This window comes from Streptomyces sp. NPDC087901, assembly GCF_044742205.1.
Lineage (GTDB): Bacteria > Actinomycetota > Actinomycetes > Streptomycetales > Streptomycetaceae > Streptomyces.
In genome coordinates this window covers 237,174-253,352 of the sequence record NZ_JBIUUC010000012.1, presented here as the reverse complement: position 1 = coordinate 253,352, position 16,179 = coordinate 237,174, and the positions used below count along the sequence as shown (strand labels likewise).

15 protein-coding genes are annotated in these 16,179 nt (G+C 71.7%); 5 read left to right on the top strand and 10 right to left on the bottom strand.

The genetic code is table 11. The features are described 5' to 3' along the window. Complete coding sequence (locus ACIOEW_RS30910; protein ID WP_362548319.1) at positions 1-567, bottom strand: FHA domain-containing protein; 567 nt, start codon at positions 565-567, stop codon at positions 1-3. Positions 568-778: 211 nt separating this feature from the next. Here ACIOEW_RS30910 and ACIOEW_RS30905 point away from each other — a divergent pair, with 211 nt between their 5' ends. Next, the gene (locus ACIOEW_RS30905) at positions 779-1,699 is read left to right on the top strand and encodes a GNAT family N-acetyltransferase (RefSeq protein ID WP_401967785.1); all 921 of its coding nucleotides are present in this window, start codon (positions 779-781) and stop codon (positions 1,697-1,699) included. A gap of 280 nt (positions 1,700-1,979) precedes the next feature. On the opposite strand, the gene ACIOEW_RS30900 is transcribed toward ACIOEW_RS30905, so the two are convergent. Continuing rightward, a complete protein-coding gene (locus ACIOEW_RS30900) occupies positions 1,980-3,335 on the bottom strand; it encodes a GH1 family beta-glucosidase (RefSeq protein ID WP_401967726.1) in 1,356 nt (451 codons plus the stop codon). 177 nt (positions 3,336-3,512) lie between these two features. Between ACIOEW_RS30900 and treZ the strand changes: the two genes are divergently transcribed. Continuing rightward, positions 3,513-5,276: a malto-oligosyltrehalose trehalohydrolase gene (gene treZ / locus ACIOEW_RS30895; RefSeq protein WP_401967724.1), complete on the top strand. Its 1,764-nt coding sequence runs from the start codon at positions 3,513-3,515 to the stop codon at positions 5,274-5,276. 17 nt (positions 5,277-5,293) lie between these two features. On the opposite strand, the gene ACIOEW_RS30890 is transcribed toward treZ, so the two are convergent. Together ACIOEW_RS30890 and ACIOEW_RS30885 are read right to left on the bottom strand one after the other, a co-directional pair. Then, positions 5,294-6,424, bottom strand: a complete 1,131-nt coding sequence (locus ACIOEW_RS30890) for a M24 family metallopeptidase (RefSeq protein ID WP_401967722.1) — start codon at positions 6,422-6,424, stop codon at positions 5,294-5,296. 68 nt (positions 6,425-6,492) lie between these two features. Further along, a complete protein-coding gene (locus ACIOEW_RS30885) occupies positions 6,493-7,134 on the bottom strand; it encodes a nucleoside/nucleotide kinase family protein (protein ID WP_401967719.1) in 642 nt (213 codons plus the stop codon). 77 nt (positions 7,135-7,211) lie between these two features. On the opposite strand from ACIOEW_RS30885, the gene ACIOEW_RS30880 reads away from it, so the two are divergent. Then, complete coding sequence (locus ACIOEW_RS30880) at positions 7,212-7,598, top strand: VOC family protein (protein ID WP_401967717.1); 387 nt, start codon at positions 7,212-7,214, stop codon at positions 7,596-7,598. On the opposite strand, the gene ACIOEW_RS30875 is transcribed toward ACIOEW_RS30880, so the two are convergent. The 5 genes from ACIOEW_RS30875 to ACIOEW_RS30855 all read right to left on the bottom strand — a co-directional run bounded on the left by ACIOEW_RS30875 (position 7,532) and on the right by ACIOEW_RS30855 (position 12,139). Next, the gene (locus tag ACIOEW_RS30875; protein ID WP_401967715.1) at positions 7,532-7,858 is read right to left on the bottom strand and encodes a hypothetical protein; all 327 of its coding nucleotides are present in this window, start codon (positions 7,856-7,858) and stop codon (positions 7,532-7,534) included. The two genes, ACIOEW_RS30880 and ACIOEW_RS30875, sit on opposite strands and share 67 nt — an antisense overlap. A gap of 480 nt (positions 7,859-8,338) precedes the next feature. After that, positions 8,339-8,797, bottom strand: coding sequence for a hypothetical protein (locus ACIOEW_RS30870; protein WP_401967713.1), 459 nt, complete (start codon positions 8,795-8,797; stop codon positions 8,339-8,341). A gap of 212 nt (positions 8,798-9,009) precedes the next feature. Then, positions 9,010-10,107, bottom strand: coding sequence for a barstar family protein (locus tag ACIOEW_RS30865; RefSeq protein WP_401967711.1), 1,098 nt, complete (start codon positions 10,105-10,107; stop codon positions 9,010-9,012). A 155-nt stretch (positions 10,108-10,262) separates the two neighbouring features. Further along, positions 10,263-10,922 carry a response regulator transcription factor gene (locus ACIOEW_RS30860; protein WP_362548291.1) on the bottom strand — a complete coding sequence of 220 codons (660 nt, stop codon included), beginning with the start codon at positions 10,920-10,922 and terminating at the stop codon, positions 10,263-10,265. Next, entirely contained in the window at positions 10,910-12,139 is a 1,230-nt protein-coding gene (locus ACIOEW_RS30855; RefSeq protein ID WP_401967708.1) for a sensor histidine kinase, read from the bottom strand. The genes ACIOEW_RS30860 and ACIOEW_RS30855 overlap by 13 nt, the downstream gene beginning before the upstream one ends. A 129-nt stretch (positions 12,140-12,268) precedes the next feature. Here ACIOEW_RS30855 and ACIOEW_RS30850 point away from each other — a divergent pair, with 129 nt between their 5' ends. Both ACIOEW_RS30850 and ACIOEW_RS30845 read left to right on the top strand, forming a co-directional pair. After that, positions 12,269-13,018 (top strand): ABC transporter ATP-binding protein, encoded by a 750-nt coding sequence (locus ACIOEW_RS30850; RefSeq protein ID WP_401967706.1) that lies wholly within the window; start codon positions 12,269-12,271, stop codon positions 13,016-13,018. Beyond that, positions 13,015-15,609 carry an FtsX-like permease family protein gene (locus tag ACIOEW_RS30845; protein WP_401967705.1) on the top strand — a complete coding sequence of 865 codons (2,595 nt, stop codon included), beginning with the start codon at positions 13,015-13,017 and terminating at the stop codon, positions 15,607-15,609. Before ACIOEW_RS30850 ends, ACIOEW_RS30845 begins: the two co-directional genes overlap by 4 nt. Here ACIOEW_RS30845 and ACIOEW_RS30840 read toward each other — a convergent pair. Further along, a complete protein-coding gene (locus tag ACIOEW_RS30840; RefSeq protein ID WP_401967704.1) occupies positions 15,536-16,171 on the bottom strand; it encodes a cysteine hydrolase family protein in 636 nt (211 codons plus the stop codon). The genes ACIOEW_RS30845 and ACIOEW_RS30840 overlap by 74 nt on opposite strands. Positions 16,172-16,179 lie beyond the last annotated feature (8 nt).

Here is a 16,179-nt window from a genome sequence, read left to right as displayed (position 1 = left end):
TCATGCCGGCGGCCGGAGCGCGGGCGCGGAGAGCCGGAAGGTCATCCTGCCGAAGCTCACCTGGTCCCCCTCGCGCACCGACACCGTCCCCGTGACGCGCTGGCCGTTGACGCAGGTGCCGTTGGTCGAGCCGAGGTCGCGCAGCACCCACCGGCCGCCGTGCGCGGTGAGTTCGGCGTGCATCCGGGACACCGTCTCGTGGCTGAGGCGGAGTCCGTTGCCCGGGTCGCGGCCGATCCGCAGGGGGTGCGGACTCGGCGCCGGGAGCAGCAGCTTGGGCAGCCGCTCGGCCCACCACGCCCTGCGCACCCGCTCGGGGAAGCCGGAGACCCCGCCGACGGCCCGGAACAGGTGCCGCGACCATCGGCCGTTGCGCTCCAGGTCGGCGGTGAGGGCCTCCAGTTCCTCGGAACGGCCGGCGGTCAGAGCCAGTTCCATGCGTCGCATGAAGGTGTCGTGGGAGAGCTTGCCCTGTGCCGCGCCCTCTCTGAGCACACCGAGAACACGGTCGCGCTGGGCGTCGGACAGCCGCGCGGGATACGTGTGGGACTCGAAGGAGGACGTCACAGAGCCAATTGTCGGCCCGACGGCCCCGGAGTGTCCAGAACAACCACGATTCCCGCCCTCCTGACCTGCACGCCCCCTGAATATTCAGGGGGCGTGCGCGCCGGACGTTGCTACTGTCGGCCGCCGCGCCGTCCCGGCAACCGCCGGGGCGAGGCCGTACACCTCTGGGGGATTCGTGCTCGACGCACCACTCGGCCTGACCATCCGTCCGATGTGCGGCCCGGAGGAGCTGGACCTCTTCTGCCGGCTGTCCTACGTCCTCGACCACGAACTCGCGGACGATCTCGCGACGGGCCGACGCCGTCCGGAGTGGATGTGGGTGGCCCTGCGGGGCGACCGGGTGGTGGCGCGGATCGCCTGGTGGAGCAAGGACGGCAAGGAGCCGCTCTTCCTCGACTTCTTCGACCTGGACGACACGCTGCCCGAGCCCGAGCGTGGAGAGGTGGGGCTGCGGCTGCTGGAGACGGCGACCGCCGCCGTCGTTCCGGCCGGCGCCGCGCGCCCCGACTACGGGCGGTTCGTGCCGCCCGACTGGCGCGAGGACCCGGCCGCCCGTGACGTCGTCGAGGCCCGCATCCGGGTCATGGAACGCACCGGCGCCCGGATGCTCGTGGAGCGGCTGCGCCTGGAGTGGCGGGCGGGCACCCCCGTACCGGCCGACAGTGGCCGGCTGCGGTTCCGCCCGGTCGCCGGGCGCGAGGACCTTCTCGCGTTGATGGCGCCGGTGCTGGAGGGCACCCTCGACGCCCACGGACAGCAGGACCTGGCGTCCGGGCTGTCGGCGCGCGAGGCCGCGGAGAAGCATTACGACGAGGAGTTCGCCCACTACTCCACCCCGCAGGAGTGGTGGCGCGTCGCCGAACTCCCGGACGGCGAGCCGGTCGGTTTCGTCGTCCCAGCCCGCAACAGCTACAACCCGATCATCGCGTACATCGGTGTCGTGCCTGCGCAGCGCGGTCACGGTTACATCGACGAACTCCTTGCCGAGGGCACCCGGGTTCTCGCCGGACAGGACGGTGTGGAGCGCATCCGGGCCGCGACGGACCTCGGCAACGTGCCGATGGCGAAGTCCTTCGCGCGTCTGGGATACGTGAACTTCGAGCGCGCCTTCGACATGGTGTGGGACGACTGACGGGGTCGGTGTGCGGGCCGTCCGAATCCCTTGGACGGCCCGTTCGACGGGCTGGTGCCGCGTCCGTCAAGGTTCGCCCGCACAGGAGCGGCGTCAGGTGCGTGCTCTCGGCGTGCCTCACTCGTCGGCCGTGCCACTTTCGGGCACCGCTGCACCACAGTGGGCGACGGCGGGGAGTACCGGCACGAGTGGACCTGGATCGCCCTGCGCGACGACACCGCCATCGCGAGGGCCGCCTGGTGGGCGACGGCTGGAGCGGGGGCCGGTGCGTGGACGCGCGTCAGCCCCCGTGCCCGCGCTGTTCCCTGATGACGTCGCGGTACCAGGCGTACGAGTCCTTGGGGGTGCGGCGCAGCGTCTCGTAGTCGATGTGGACCAGGCCGAAGCGCTTGCTGACCCCTTCGGTCCACTCGATGTTGTCGGTGAGCGACCAGGTGAAGTAGCCGCGTACGTCGACGCCCGCGTCGATGGCCTCCCGCAGGGCGCCCAGGTGACCGTCGATGAAGGCGATCCGGCGGGTGTCCGCGGTGGGTTCGTCGACGGCGCAGCCGTTCTCGGTGATGTAGAGCGGAGGGAGCCGGTCCCCATAGCGGTCCCGCAGCTGGACCAGGGTCTCGCGCAGGCCGTCGGGGACGACGGGCCAGCCGAAGTCCGTCGTCTCGTAGCCCTCGATCTCCCTTATGCCGAAGGGGAGTTCGGCGGGCATGCCGAAGCCGGCGAAGGTGTCGAGGGCGTCGGCCCTGGGGGCGCCGACCAGGGTCGGGTTGTAGTAGTTGACGCCGTACCAGTCGAGCGGGGTGGAGATGGTCCGCAGGTCGTCCTCGACGGGGCCCGGCATCAGCGCGGCGAAGTTCTCGTCCGGGTAGCGGCCGGTGAGGAGCGGGTCGGCGAACAGCCAGTTGGTGAGGGTGTCGTACAGCTCGGCGCCGAAGCGGTCCTCCTCGGACTCGCCGGCGGTCCAGACCGGGGAGTGCGAGACGGCGATGCCGATGTTCTCGGCTCCGGCGGCCCGCAGTGCGCGTACGGCCAGGCCGTGGGCGAGCAGCTGGTGGTGGGCCGCGGGCAGCGCGTCGAAGAGAAGGGAGCGGCCGGGGGCGTGCTCGCCGAGTGCGTAGCCCAGCATGGTCACTTCGGCGGGTTCGTTGAGGGTGATCCACATGGGTACGCGATCGGCGAGCCGCTCGGCGACGATGCCCGCGTACTCGGCGAAACGGTAGGCCGTGTCCCGGTTCAGCCAGCCGCCGGCCTCGTCCAGCGGGAGCGGGGTGTCCCAGTGGTACAGGGTGGGGGCCGGGGTGATGCCGTGGGCGCAGAGTTCGTCGACCAGGCGGTCGTAGAAGTCGAGCCCCTGTGGGTTGACCGGTCCGCTGCCGCCGGGGACGACGCGCGGCCAGCTCACCGAGAACCGGAAGGCGTCGGCGCCGAGTCCGGCCAGCAGGGCGACGTCCTCGCGGTAGTGCCGGTGGAAGCCGGTGCCGCGGGTGGTGTCGGTGCCGTCCTTGATCCGTCCGGGCTGCGCGGCGAAGGCGTCCCAGCCGGAGGGTCCCTTTCCGTCGGTGTCGGCGGCGCCCTCGGTCTGGAAGGCGGAGGCGGAGGCTCCCCACAGGAAACCGGGCGGGAAGAGCGGCACAGTCATCTCGGCCTCCACAGCCGTAAGTGGGAGTGCGTAGGTCAGAACCCGGCAGGGCAATGATCAGAACCAGAACCAGATCCAGACCTTAATCGCCAGTTACGGACTCGATCCAGTGTCGCGGGTCGAAGATCGCGCCGTCTGCCGACCATGGGCCGGTAGCCGGAAACGAGGGAGCGCTGCATGTTGTTCCAGGTATGGGCACCGGACGCGGAATCGGCCGCTCTGCGGCTGTCGGGTGAGCTGCGGACGATGGAGCGTGATCCGGACCGGGCCGGCTGGTGGAGGACCGAGGCGGAGGCCGCGGCCGGCGACCGCTACGGATTCGCCCTCGACAGCGGCCCGGCGCGCCCCGATCCCCGCTCACGCCGCCAGCCGGACGGGCCGGACGGCGAGAGCGCCGTCGTCGACCACGACGCGTACACCTGGCGCACCGACGACTGGGCGGGGCGCGGGCTGCCGGGCGCGGTCCTGTACGAGCTGCACATCGGTACGTACACCGCCGAGGGCACCTTCGACGCGGCGGCGGACAGGCTGGGGCATCTCGCCGAGCTGGGCGTCACCCATGTGTCACTGATGCCGGTCTGCCCGTTTCCCGGCGTCCACGGGTGGGGGTACGAGGGGGTGTCGCTGTGGGCCGTGCACGAACCGTACGGCGGCCCCGAGGGACTGAAGCGCTTTGTCGACACGGCGCACGGGCTGGGGCTCGCGGTCGTCCTGGACGTGGTCCACAACCACCTCGGTCCCTCCGGCAACTACCTCCCCGTCTTCGGTCCGTACTTCACCGAGACGCACCACACCCCGTGGGGCGCTGCGGTCAATCTGGACGCGCCGGGCTCCGACGAGGTGCGGGCCTTCCTGCTGGGCAGCGCGCTCGCCTGGTTGCGCGACTACCGGCTGGACGGGCTGCGCCTCGACGCGGTCCACGCGCTGGCCGACACCCGGGCGCTGACGTTCCTGGAGGAACTGTCCGCGGCCACCGACGCGCTCTCGGCCGAGCTGGGCCGCCCGCTCGCGCTGATCGCCGAGTCCGACCTCTGCGACCCGCGCACGACGGCTCCGCGCGAGTCGGGCGGCATCGGTCTGCACGCCCAGTGGAACGACGACTTCCACCACTGTCTGCACACCGCGCTGACCGGTGAGGCCCAGGGCTACTACGCGGACTTCGCCGCCGCCCCGCTGGCCGGGCTCGCCAAGACCGTGACGAGCGCCTTCTTCCACGACGGCACGTACTCCACCTTCCGGGGACGTACGCACGGCCGTCCCGTCGACGTCACCCGCAGCGCCGCGCACCGCTTCGTCGGCTACGCCCAGACGCACGACCAGATCGGAAACCGGGCGCTCGGCGACCGGCTCGCCGCCTCCCTCTCCCCCGGCCTGCTGGCCTGCGCGGCGGCACTCGTGCTGACCGGTCCCTTCACCCCGATGCTGTTCATGGGTGAGGAGTGGGGCGCCCGTACGCCCTGGCAGTTCTTCACCGATCACACCGATCCTGAGCTGGCCGAGGCCGTACGCACCGGCAGGCGGCGGGAGTTCGGCGCGCACGGCTGGGCCGAGGAGGACATCCCCGACCCTCAGGACCCGGCCACCCGCGACCGTTCCTGCCTGGACTGGAGCGAACCGCAGCGTGAACCGCACGCCCGCCTGCACGCCTGGAACCGCGAACTGATCGCGCTGCGCCGCGCCCTGCCCGACCTCTGCGACCCGGACCTGGCGACGGTGCGGACGGCATACGACGACGAGGCCCGCTGGCTGGCGTTTCGCCGGGGCGATCTGCGGATCGCGGTCAACCTCGACGAGAAGCCGGCCACCATCCCGCTGGGCGGCGGCCGGCACCGCAGCGGCGGGGGCCGGGTGTTGGCCGCCTGGCTGCCCGTCGACGCACCCGGCGCGGACGGGGCGCTGCATCTGCCGCCGGAGTCGTGCGTGGTGCTGGCCGACGACTGATCGGCGGCCGGCCGCCTCTACTCGACGATCGCCAGTTCGCGCGCGGTGGCGTTGAGGCGCCGGCCGCCGTCCTCGGTGACGGTCACGATGTCCTCGATCCGGACGCCGAACCGGCCCGGCAGATAGATGCCGGGCTCCACGGAGAAGCACATGCCGGGGACGAGCGGCAGCTCCTCGCCCTCGATCATGTACGGGGGTTCGTGGGTGGTGACGCCGATGCCGTGGCCGGTGCGGTGGATGAAGCGTTCGCCGTAGCCGAACTCGGTGACGACGGCGCGGGCCGCCCGGTCGATCTCCTGGCAGGCGACACCGGGCCGCACCGCGTTGCAGCCCGCCGCCTGCGCCTCCCGCACGATGTCGTGGACGCGCTGCTCCTCGGGGGTGGGCTCGCCGACGTGGACGGTGCGGGAGGTGTCGGAGCCGTAGCCGTGCTTGAGTCCGCCGAAGTCGAGCACCACCATGTCGCCCTGCTCGATGGTGCGGTCACCCGCCTCGTGGTGCGGGTTGGCACCGTTCGGCCCGGAGCCGACCACGGTGAAGTCGACCTGGGAGTGGCCGAACTCGGTGAGCAGCCGGGCCAGGTCGGCCGCCACCTCGGTCTCCTTGCGGCCGGAGAACCGGACCTTGAGGATCTCCTCGTACGTGGCGTCGGCGGCGGCCCCGGCGGCGGCGAGCCGTTCCAGCTCGGGGCCGTCCTTCACGGCGCGCAGCATGGGCAGCGCCTCGGTGAGGGAGGCGTACGACGTCCCGGGCAGCAGCTGCTGGAGGCCGAGCAGGTGCATCGCCCAGGCATTGTCGCTGATGCCGAACCGGCCCTTGGCGTCGAGCAGCGGCGCGGTGACGGCGTACGGGTCCTTGCCGTCGGTCCAGTCGCGCAGGGTCAGCGCGGGCGCGCCGACGGCCTTCTCCGCGTCCGGGGCCTCCAGGGTCGGCACGACCAGCACCGGGTCCTGGCCCGCGGTCAGGACGAGGACGGTCAGGCGCTCGGTGATCGCGGTGGGCTGGTAGCCGGTCAGGTACACCAGGTCGGGCCCGGGTGCGACCAGCACGCCCGCGAGTCCGGCGGCTGCGGCGCTCTCCGCGGCCCGCGTCATCCTCGTCCGGTAGTCGTCGGCGGTGAACGGTACGGGCTGGTTCGGGCTGGACATGCGGGACCTCCTGGCGGCGCGGAACGGCTCTCTGCATCCTGCCCGCCCGGACGGTGGTGCGCGAGCGGTCAGGACCGCGAGCCGGGAGCGAGCCGTACGACGAGGTCGGCGCGGTCGCGGCCGGCGGCGACGAGCCGCGCGTTGGCCTCGTCGGAACGGGCCACCCAGCGCTCCGCGTACGCCCGCTCCTTGCCGAACCGCACATGCCGGTCGACAAGCCTGCGGACCCGTACGCCGTCGTCGAGCTCCAGGAACCACGCCTCGTCGAGCAGTCCCCGCACCTGCGCCCAGGGCCCGCTCCCGTACAGAAGGTAGTTCCCCTCCGTGACGACCAGCGGGACGTCCGGCGATACGGGGAGGGCGCCCGCGACCGGCTGTTCCAGGGACCGGTCGAAGGCGGGGGCGTACACGACGGTCCCTGGTTCGGGCGCCCGCAACCGCCGGAGCAGGGCCGCGTACCCGGCGGCGTCGAAGGTGTCGGGCGCGCCCTTGCGCTCCGCCCGGCCGAGCCGTTCCAGTTCGGCCTGGGCAAGGTGGAAGCCGTCCATCGGCACGAGGACGGCGAGCGGGCCCAGCGCGCCGACGAGCTGCTCCGCCAGGGTGGACTTGCCGGCCCCGGGCGGCCCGGCGATTCCGAGGATGCGACGGCCCCCGGCCAGGGCGAGGCGGTGGGCGCGGGCCGTCAGTCCGGTGAGGTCGCTGGTGTCCATGGCGGATATTGTCCCGCCAGGGGGCCGGTGTCCGGCCTTCGTTCCCCGTACTGTCCCGACTGTCTCGCGAGGCACCCATGTCCCACATCGCCCTGGTCACCCTGGTCGTCCGCGACTACGACGAGGCGCTCGCCTTCTACACCGGCGCCCTCGGTTTCGAGCTGGTGGAGGACACCGGCCGGGGCGACGGCACCCGCTGGGTCGTGGTGCGTCCGCGGGGCACCGAGGGCACGGGGCTGCTGCTGGCCCGGGCCAAGGACGAGGTGCAGGCGGCCAGTGTCGGCGCCCAGACCGGCGGCCGGGTCGGCTTCTTCCTGCACACGGAGGACTTCGCCGGCGACCACGCCCGCATGCTGGCGGCCGGCGTCCGGTTCCTGGAGGAGCCGCGGCACGAGGTCTACGGCTCGGTCGCGGTCTTCGAGGACCTGTACGGCAACCGCTGGGACCTGCTCCAGCCGGCGTGATATCGGATCAGTTGTGCGTCGTGGCCGGTGGGCCGGCGATGGCGGTGAGCCCGGAGCTTGGTCTCGTCCTCGCTGCCGGGCACGGCGGCCATGAGCTCGGAGTCTCCGTCGGCCACCACGTCGCAGTCCACCGTGACCGGGCCCACCGACGAGTGGCCGATCATCTTGTGGTCCTCGCGGTGTGCGGCCACCTCTCCGGTCGCCCACAGATGGGCGAACCTCCTGTTGCCCGTGTTCAGGTCGCGGATCAGCGCGGCCAAGCGATTGTCCTGGGGAGAAGCGGCCGGTGGCGCGGCGCAGGTCGGAGACGGCGACGGCGTCGGTGGCGTCGCGGTCCGCCTCTCCGTTGCCCGGGATGAGTACTTCGTGTGGCCGGCGGATGAGGCCCTGGTCGCGCTGGAGCGCGAGCAGTGGGCGATCTTCGTCGCGTGGAACCACTGCTACGAAGCGGGATCCGCCGGGATCGAGCGCCATCCTGGTCATGGAGGGATCGACCCCCGGTATGACGAGCTGACGGCGCTGCTCAGGCCGCACCGGCAAGCACCGACGGCCGCGAAGTTGCTGGTTGCCGAGTGGCGATTCGGCGGCGGGGACCGCTACCGGGTCGATGGGGTGGACTGCTGGGTCCGATGGCGCGAACCGGCAACGACGTTTCGGATCAGTCCCTCGTGCCGACCAGGCTGGTGCAGCTCACGACCGGGCCGTCGACCGTGTCGGTCGCCCGGACATCCAAGGCCTTTTCACTCCTCGCCACCCCACAGAGCTTCGATTTCCTGACAGTGAATGGTGATCGTCGCGTCTGTCAGTGCGATTTCATGAAGACAGCCATCCTCCCGAGGAAGGATTTCGTCGAGCAGCACAGTATCGGCCTGCATCCAGTCAATTGAACGGTGGTATTCGATCGAGAAGCGCGAGACCGCAGAGTACCGAATCCGAAGACCGGATTCGTGCCTCCACCGGTTGGCGGCAAACTCGATCGCCAGGGTGCCGCGATTACCCGTCGGCACTGAGATGTGCGCCAGTTCGAGATCCTTCACGCAACGACTGCTGCGCATACTGTAGTGCTCCGCGTCGGATGCGTAGGCCCAGGCACCGGAAGGCAACGCGTCCCGCATCTTCGGCAGCTCGGCAAGATAGGCACTCGGGTCCAGGTCGAACCCGTGCATCGCCGCGTCCCACTCCGCTTTCACGAATTTCATTGACGACCTTCCACTGCAGGACGGGGGCGGAGGAACGCTCGAATACCGCATGCATTCGGGCGCTCCGACAACGGAGGGGCCCCGTGCCATTGAGGCTGCGGGGGAGGTTCCGTCGCTGTCATCGTGCACCCACCAGGAATTGCGGGACAGCCCTTGGCTGGACGCCGGCCAGTGACTCTTGTCGATCACGGACAGGAGAAGCGACATCACTCTCAGGCGTGGCGTTGGTCCTGAAATTCTGCAAGGCGGCTCGCGAGCCCCGCCGCATCCTCCTCGCCACATGACAGGACAACGGAGAACTTACTGAGGGTCAAGCCCTCCGGCCGCTTGGTGTAGGACCACCGTTGGCCCGCACGCCAGAGGGATCCGAAAAACTCCTCGCGAGCCACGTCATCCTCGGAAAGGACACTTTCGGCGGATTCGATGATCAGGACGTGGTAATCCGATGAAAGCCATTGGAGGTCCCGGAGACAATCATAGAAAGCATGCCAGTTCCATCCGAAGTATTCAGGAAACTTCAGAGTTTCCCAAAACTTTAGAAATACCGACTCCTCGTCAGGCATATCGTGGCCATTAAGACGTGCCACGTGCACATCGCCCGAGGCGGGCAAGAGCTCATCGAGATCCAGGCCGCCACCTTTCGTAATAATATGCATCCATGGAGCAACGTGGACTGCCCGCGCTTCTTCTTTCATCACTCCACCCATCTGGGGCTCCTGGGTGCGCTCGAAGACCAGCGGGAGTCCGGCCGGGAGAGTCAGGTCGGTCTGCGTCATCAGCATGGCACCGGTCGCCACGTCGATCGGCTCCCCCACGCAGGGAGTGCTCTTGCACGGCCGGGCCGCCGGGCCGACTTCGACCCCCCAGAAAACCGAGAACGCCTCGATCGCCTCACCTGTGTTGTTGCTGATCAGCGAGGTGGCCGCGTTGTTGACCGGCGTACGGACATCGTCGACCGAGTCCGCGAAGGCCCGCCACGCGTCGGCCACGCTGCGCAACGAACCGGAGTTGGCATCCGGCCACCACAGGCCCAGCTTGAGCAGAAGATCCTTGGCCTTGTCCTCAACGCTCACTTGGCACCCTTGTGTCGCCTTCGGCGTCCGCCGACCGTGCCTTCTGCGGTAGGCGTCGCCGAACGCCTTGCCCTGCTCGTCATCGCCCCACGGCGCACCCAGCCCGTCCAGGGTGGTGACGAGCGTCGTGAGCGCCGTGCTCAGATTCTTGCCCTGCGTGTGGAAAACCGGCGCTATCGCCTTGACGTCCGCCGTCTTGATGTCCAGGACCTTGCCACTGTCCTTGCCGTCACCCATGCGTGATGTCCCCCGGTACCGACCGCGAATCCCAACCCTAAGGGGTTGACCAATCATGAACCCGTCAGGGATACCTGCGATCCGCCACGCCCACGCCGGGAGGTACGTGCGCCCCCGGAAGCCCGGCGGCGCACGCCCAACGGCTCCGCTGTCCCTCAGCGCGCCCCCTTGCCCTCCAGGTACGCGAGCACCGCCAGGACCCGGCGGTGGACCGAGCCGTCGTCCGGTTCGAGGCCGAGCTTGGCGAAGATGGAGCCGATGTGCTTGCTCACCGCCCTCTCGGTGACGACGAGCTCGGTGGCGATGGTTCCGTTCGCCTTGCCCTGAGCCATCAGTTCCAGGACCTCCCGCTCCCGGGGGGTGAGACTCAGCAACGGCTTCGCGGACGCCTTGCGGGTCAGCAGCTGGCTGACCACCTCCGGGTCGAGTGCGGTGCCGCCGGACGCCACCCGGTCCAGGGCCTGGAGGAACTGGTCGACGCGGCCCACCCGGTCCTTGAGCAGGTAGCCGATGCCCTGCGCGCCCTGGGCGAGCAGCTCGGCGGCGTACGTCTCCTCGACGTACTGGGAGAGGACCAGGATCGGCAGGTCGGGCATTTCCTTGCGCGCGGCGATGGCGGCGCGCAGCCCCTCGTCGCGGAATGTGGGCGGCAGCCGTACGTCGAGTACGGCCGCGTCCGGGCGGTGCTCCAGCAGGGCGGGCAGCACCTCGGGGCCGGCCGCGGCGTCCGCCACCACCTCGTGGCCCGAGCTGGAGAGCAGCAGGATCAGGCCCTCCCGCAACAGGGCGTTGTCCTCGGCGATCACGATCCGCACGGCAGCTCCACTTCGATGTCCGTCGGCCCCCCGGTGGGGCTGCTGATGCGGGTGGTCCCGTCCAGGGCAGCGATCCGCCGCCTGATCCCGACCAGCCCGCTGCCGCCGCGTTCGTCCGCGCCGCCGTGCCCATCGTCGCCGATGGCCACGAGCAGGGCGCCCGGGGCCCGGCCGATCCGTACCCGCGCGGCCGTCGCGCCGCTGTGCTTGCCGATGTTGGTGAGTGCCTCGGCTATCACGAAGTAAGCGGCGGCCTCGATGGCGGCCGGCAGCCGGAGCCCGTCGTCGACGCCGTCGAGTTCCACCGCGACGGGGACGGCCGAGTCGGCGGCCAAGGCCCGGACCGCGCCCGCCAGTCCGCGGTCCGTCAGGATCGGCGGGTGGATGCCGCGGACCACGTGCCGCAGCTCCGCGAGCGCCGCGTCGACGCCGTCCTGGGCCTCCTCCAGACGCTGCCGCGCGGCGGCGGGGTCCTGGTCCAGGACCTGCTTGGCCAGGCCGATGCGCATCGACAGGGCGACGATGCGGGCCTGCGCGCCGTCGTGCAGGTCCCGTTCGATACGGCGGAGTTCGGCACCGTGCGCCTCGACCGCTCCGGCCCGGCTCTCCGTCAGTTGGGCGACTCTTTCGGCGAGCTCGGCAGAGGGCGGGGTGGTCAGCAGGGACCTGGTCCAGCTCGCCGACAGTGCGGCGAGCACGGGGTGCCAGCGCAGGGCCAGGCCGCGGCGCTCGGGGGGTGTCGTGCCGTACTCGTCGGTGGCCCGCCGGTCCAGCAGGTGCACGACGGTCAGCGCGATCCCGTCCACCAGCAGCCCGACCGGCCACAGCACCATCGCGAGGTAGCCGACGACATTGCCTGCCACCGCCTGGAACGGCAGCCACAGGGCCTCGCGCCGGACGATGGGATCGGTGAGCACATACCTGACCCGCTCGGCGAGCTCATCGCCGTCGAGCGGCAGATGCGGCGTCGGCCGGAAGGGGACGCCGAGGTACGCCGCCGCCCTGCGCCGCTCGAACTCCGCGAACCGGTGCAGCGCCTTGGCCGCCTCGGGGAGCGCCGGCAGCCCGATGACCACGACGGCGAACAGCAGTGCCGCCACCACCAGAAACGTGGCGACGTACGCGAACAGCGCGATCGGGATGCCGATGAAGACATAGCGCGAGGCGTGCCAGGAGCGTTGCACTGCGACCGTCAGCGGGGCGGGGGTGGTACTCATGCCGCCCCACGTTACGGGGGCTCGCCCACCACCGGAGTGGAGCGGTCACCCCGGCCGATGGTGGTGCTGGCTGCACCCCGGTCCGGGAGTGCGCACCCTCGTCCGGGCACCCTGCCACTTCTACCGTTTATGCAGGTCAGACGGTACGGAAGAAGTGAGAGGTCCACGGTGGAGACAACCACGGCAGTGCGCACGGCGGCGCTGGAGCTGGAGTCGGTGAGCCGGCGCCACGGACGGCGCGGCAGCGGCCGGGAGGTGGTCGCCCTCGACGCGGTGAGCTGCGCGGTCCCCGTGGGGAGCTTCACCGCGGTGGTCGGCCCTTCGGGGTCGGGCAAGAGCACGTTCCTTCAGTGCGCCGCGGGCCTGGACCGTCCGTCGTCGGGGACGGTACGGATCGCCGGGACCGATCTCGGCAAGCTCTCCGAGGCCGCGCTGACCCGGCTGCGCCGGGACCGGATCGGCTTCGTGTTCCAGTCTCACGCGCTGAACCTGGTGTCGTCGCTGAGCATCGAGGAGAACGTCGTGCTGCCGCTGGTCCTGGCCGGGGCCGATCCCGAGGCCGCCGGAGTACTGGACCGCGGGCGGCGGCTGCTGGAGCGGGTCGGGCTGAGCGGCCGGGGCGGCGGCGGGCCGGCGGCCCTGTCGGGCGGTGAGCAGCAACGCGTCGCGGTGGCACGGGCGCTGGTGACCGGACCCGATGTGGTCTTCGCGGACGAGCCGACGGCGTCCCTGGACCCGGAGGCGGCGATGCTGGTGCTCGGTCTGCTGCGGGACGCGGTGCGGATCGACGGCCGCACGGTGGTCATGGTCACCCATGACCCGGTGGCGGCGAGCTGGGCGGACACGGTCATGACGATGGACGGCGGCCGGCTGCGATGACGCTCACCCAAGCACGCAAGAAGCCGGTTCGCGCGACCGCGCGGGCCAGGAGCCGGCGGGCCTCGGCGTTTTTGGCCAGCCGCTCGCTGACGGCCCATCGCCGGGCATGGACCGCGGTGTTCGCGGCGGTAGCGGCCGCCGCCGCGCTGCTCGGCGCCTTCTCGCTGGTGCTCGGCTCGCTGCTGCTGGCGCGGCCGCCGGTGGAACGCTATGCCGGGGCCGATGCGGTGGTGGTGGCCGATCAGCGGGTCTCGTACACGGCGAAGCCGTGGGGCAGCGAGCCGCAGACGGTCACCGCCCATCTGTCGGAACGGGTGCGGCTGGATCGTTCGGTGGTGGCGCGGGCGGCAGCTGCGGAGGGCGTGGCACGGGCCGTTGCGGACGACTCGGTTCCGGTGACGGTGGGCGAAGGGGCACCCGCGGTCGGCCGCTCATGGCCGTCCGCCGCGCTGACCGCGCACGAACTGTCCGAGGGCCGCGCCCCGAGGTCGGCGTCCGAGGTGGTCGTGGACGCGGCGCTGGTCACCGAGGGCGGCGAACCGGGCGGACACGTCATGCTTCAAGTGGACGGCGTGGCCCGGCAGTACACCGTCAGCGGGGTGGCCGCCACCGGCCACCGGGGCGGCGCACCCGCCGTGTTCTTCACCGAGCCCCGGCTCACCGCACTGGCGGGCCACCCCGGCACGGTGGACGCGGTCGCCGTCGTGGCCGAGCGGGGCGTGTCCGCCGATGCGCTGCGGGCGTCCCTGGGCGAGGCAGTGGCAGGGCACGACGGAGGCGAGCGCGTGCTGACGGGGGCCGAGCGCGGCGAGGCGGAGCACGTCGACGCACTCGGCGGACGGGGGGATCTGCTGGCGATGCTGGCGTCGATCGCCGGAACGGTCGTCATGGTGGCCCTGCTCGTGATCGCCACTACGGTCTCCCAGGCGGTTCACCAGCGCTCCGGTGAACTGGCGCTGCTGCGGGCGGTCGGGGCGACGCCCCGGCAGCTCAGGTCGGCGATCGGCCGTGAGGCGGGCCGGGTGGCAGGCGCCGCCGCGGTGCTGGGCGCGATCGGGTCCGTGCCGCTCGGGCTGCTGATGCGGTCGCTGCTGACCACGGACCCGTTGCCGCTGCCCGTCCCGGTGTGGCTGCCGTTCGCGGCAGGCGCCGTGGGCGCGTCGCTCGTGGCACTGGCCGCCCGCCCGGTGGCGCTGTCGGCGGCCAGGTCGGTCACCCGGATGCGCCCTGCCGCCGCCCTGAGCGCGGCGCGGGCGCCGGAGCCCGGCGAACCTGGGCGGCTGCGCACGGGCGCCGGAGTGCTGCTCGCGGTCGCGGGGCTCGGTTCGGCGGGTACGGCGGCCACGCAGAGCGGCCAGGCAACGGCGCTCGCCGCGTCGGGTGCGGCGACCTCGTTGATCATCGCGGTGGCGCTGCTCGGTCCGTGGATCGCCCGGATCTCGATGCGGGTCCTCGGCGCACCGGTCCGGCGTGCGGGCGGGGTCTCCGGATTCCTGGCCGCCCGGTCCGCCGCCGCGCACAACCGCCGGCTGGGTGCGGCGCTCACTCCGATCGTGCTGGTCGTCGCGTTCGTCTGCGTCCAGTTGGCGGCCGGCACGACGCTGGAGCGGGCCGCCGACAGGCAGGCCGCGGACGCGCTGCGGGCGGATCTGGTGGTGACGGGCCCCGCGGCGGGTATCCCGGCGGAGGCAGCCGGGGCCGTGCGCGGGGCACCCGGGGTGGCGGCGGCGACGGGGCTGCTGCGGTCGGCCGTCGTCCTTGCCCACCGCGAGGCCGGCGACCCGGCGCTGGACCGCTTCCCGGTGCTGGGCGTCACGGCGGACCAGTTGTCCGGCACGCTCGATGCCCGGGTCACGTCGGGCGACGCGGCCGCACTCACGGGCCGGGGCACGGTCGCCGTCGGCGAGGACCGGGCCGACGACCTGGGCGCCGGTGTCGGGGACACGGTGGAGCTGCGTCTCGGGGACGGTACGCAGGTACGCCTCAAGGTGGTGGCGCTCTACGAACGTTCCCTGGGCCTGGGTGAGTTCATGCTGCCCCGCGAGGCGCTGGCCGGGCACGTCTCGGCTCCGCGTGACCAGCAGATCCTGGTGCGCTCGGCGGATGACGGGGACGCCACGTCGGCCGTACGGCGTGCCCTGGCATCGTACAAGGGTCTCCATGTCCGCCCGGCGACCGCGGACGACGTGCGTATCAGCCCGTCGTCCTCGGACCAGGGCGACGCCCTCATCATCATCGGCGTCGGAGTGATCGGCGGATTCGCGCTGCTCGCCGTGGTCAGCACCCTCGCGCTGATCTCGGTCGGCCGCCGCCCGGAGTTCCACCTGCTGCGACTGGTCGGCACGGGGCGTGGGCAGCTGTTGCGGATGCGGGTCCTGGAGACGGGTCTGGTGACGGTGGCCGGTCTGACCATCGGGACCGTGGTCGCGGCGATCCCCCTGCTCGCGTTCGCCCTCCCGGCGACGGGCGGGCTGCCCTACCTGCCGCCGGCGCAGTACGGGCTCCTGGCGCTGGCCGTCACGGCAGCGGCGGCCCTGGGCACGCTGCTGCCGGGGGCGCGGGGCGGCCGGCGCGGCCCCGGGACGGGCTGAGGTGCGGTGCGACGGCCTTCAGCCAGTCCTCGACCGTGATGACGTCCCCCCAGCGCGGGAACAGGGTCTCGGTGAGCGCCTGGTGCAACTCCGTCTCGGTGTCGTGGCAGGCGTCCACCAGGACGGTGAGGCCGAGGTCCAGGTCGACGGCGTGGCACAGGGTGGACAGCACCACACCGCTGGTGGCGATACCGGTGACCACGAGGCTGTCGATGTCGCGGGCCCTGAGCACCAGGTCGAAGTCGCTGCCCGAGAACGCACTGCCCCGCCTCTTGGTGACGACGGCGTCGCCCGGCCGGGGCGCGACGGCGGGATGGATTGCGGTGCCGGCCTCGCCCTCGGTGAACCAGCCGGCCCGCACGGCGTTCGTGATCACCCGGTTGCGCGGGCTGACCTCCGGATCTCCGGACGGCAACGCGATGGCCACGTAGATCACGGGGATGTCCGCCGCCCGGGCACCCTCGATCGCCCGGTTCAGACGCGACAGATAGCCGCTATCGGCACCGGTGATGTCCACGATGTCACGCTGGACGTCCATCACAAGGAGCGCGCTCTTCGCCATGCCTGCTG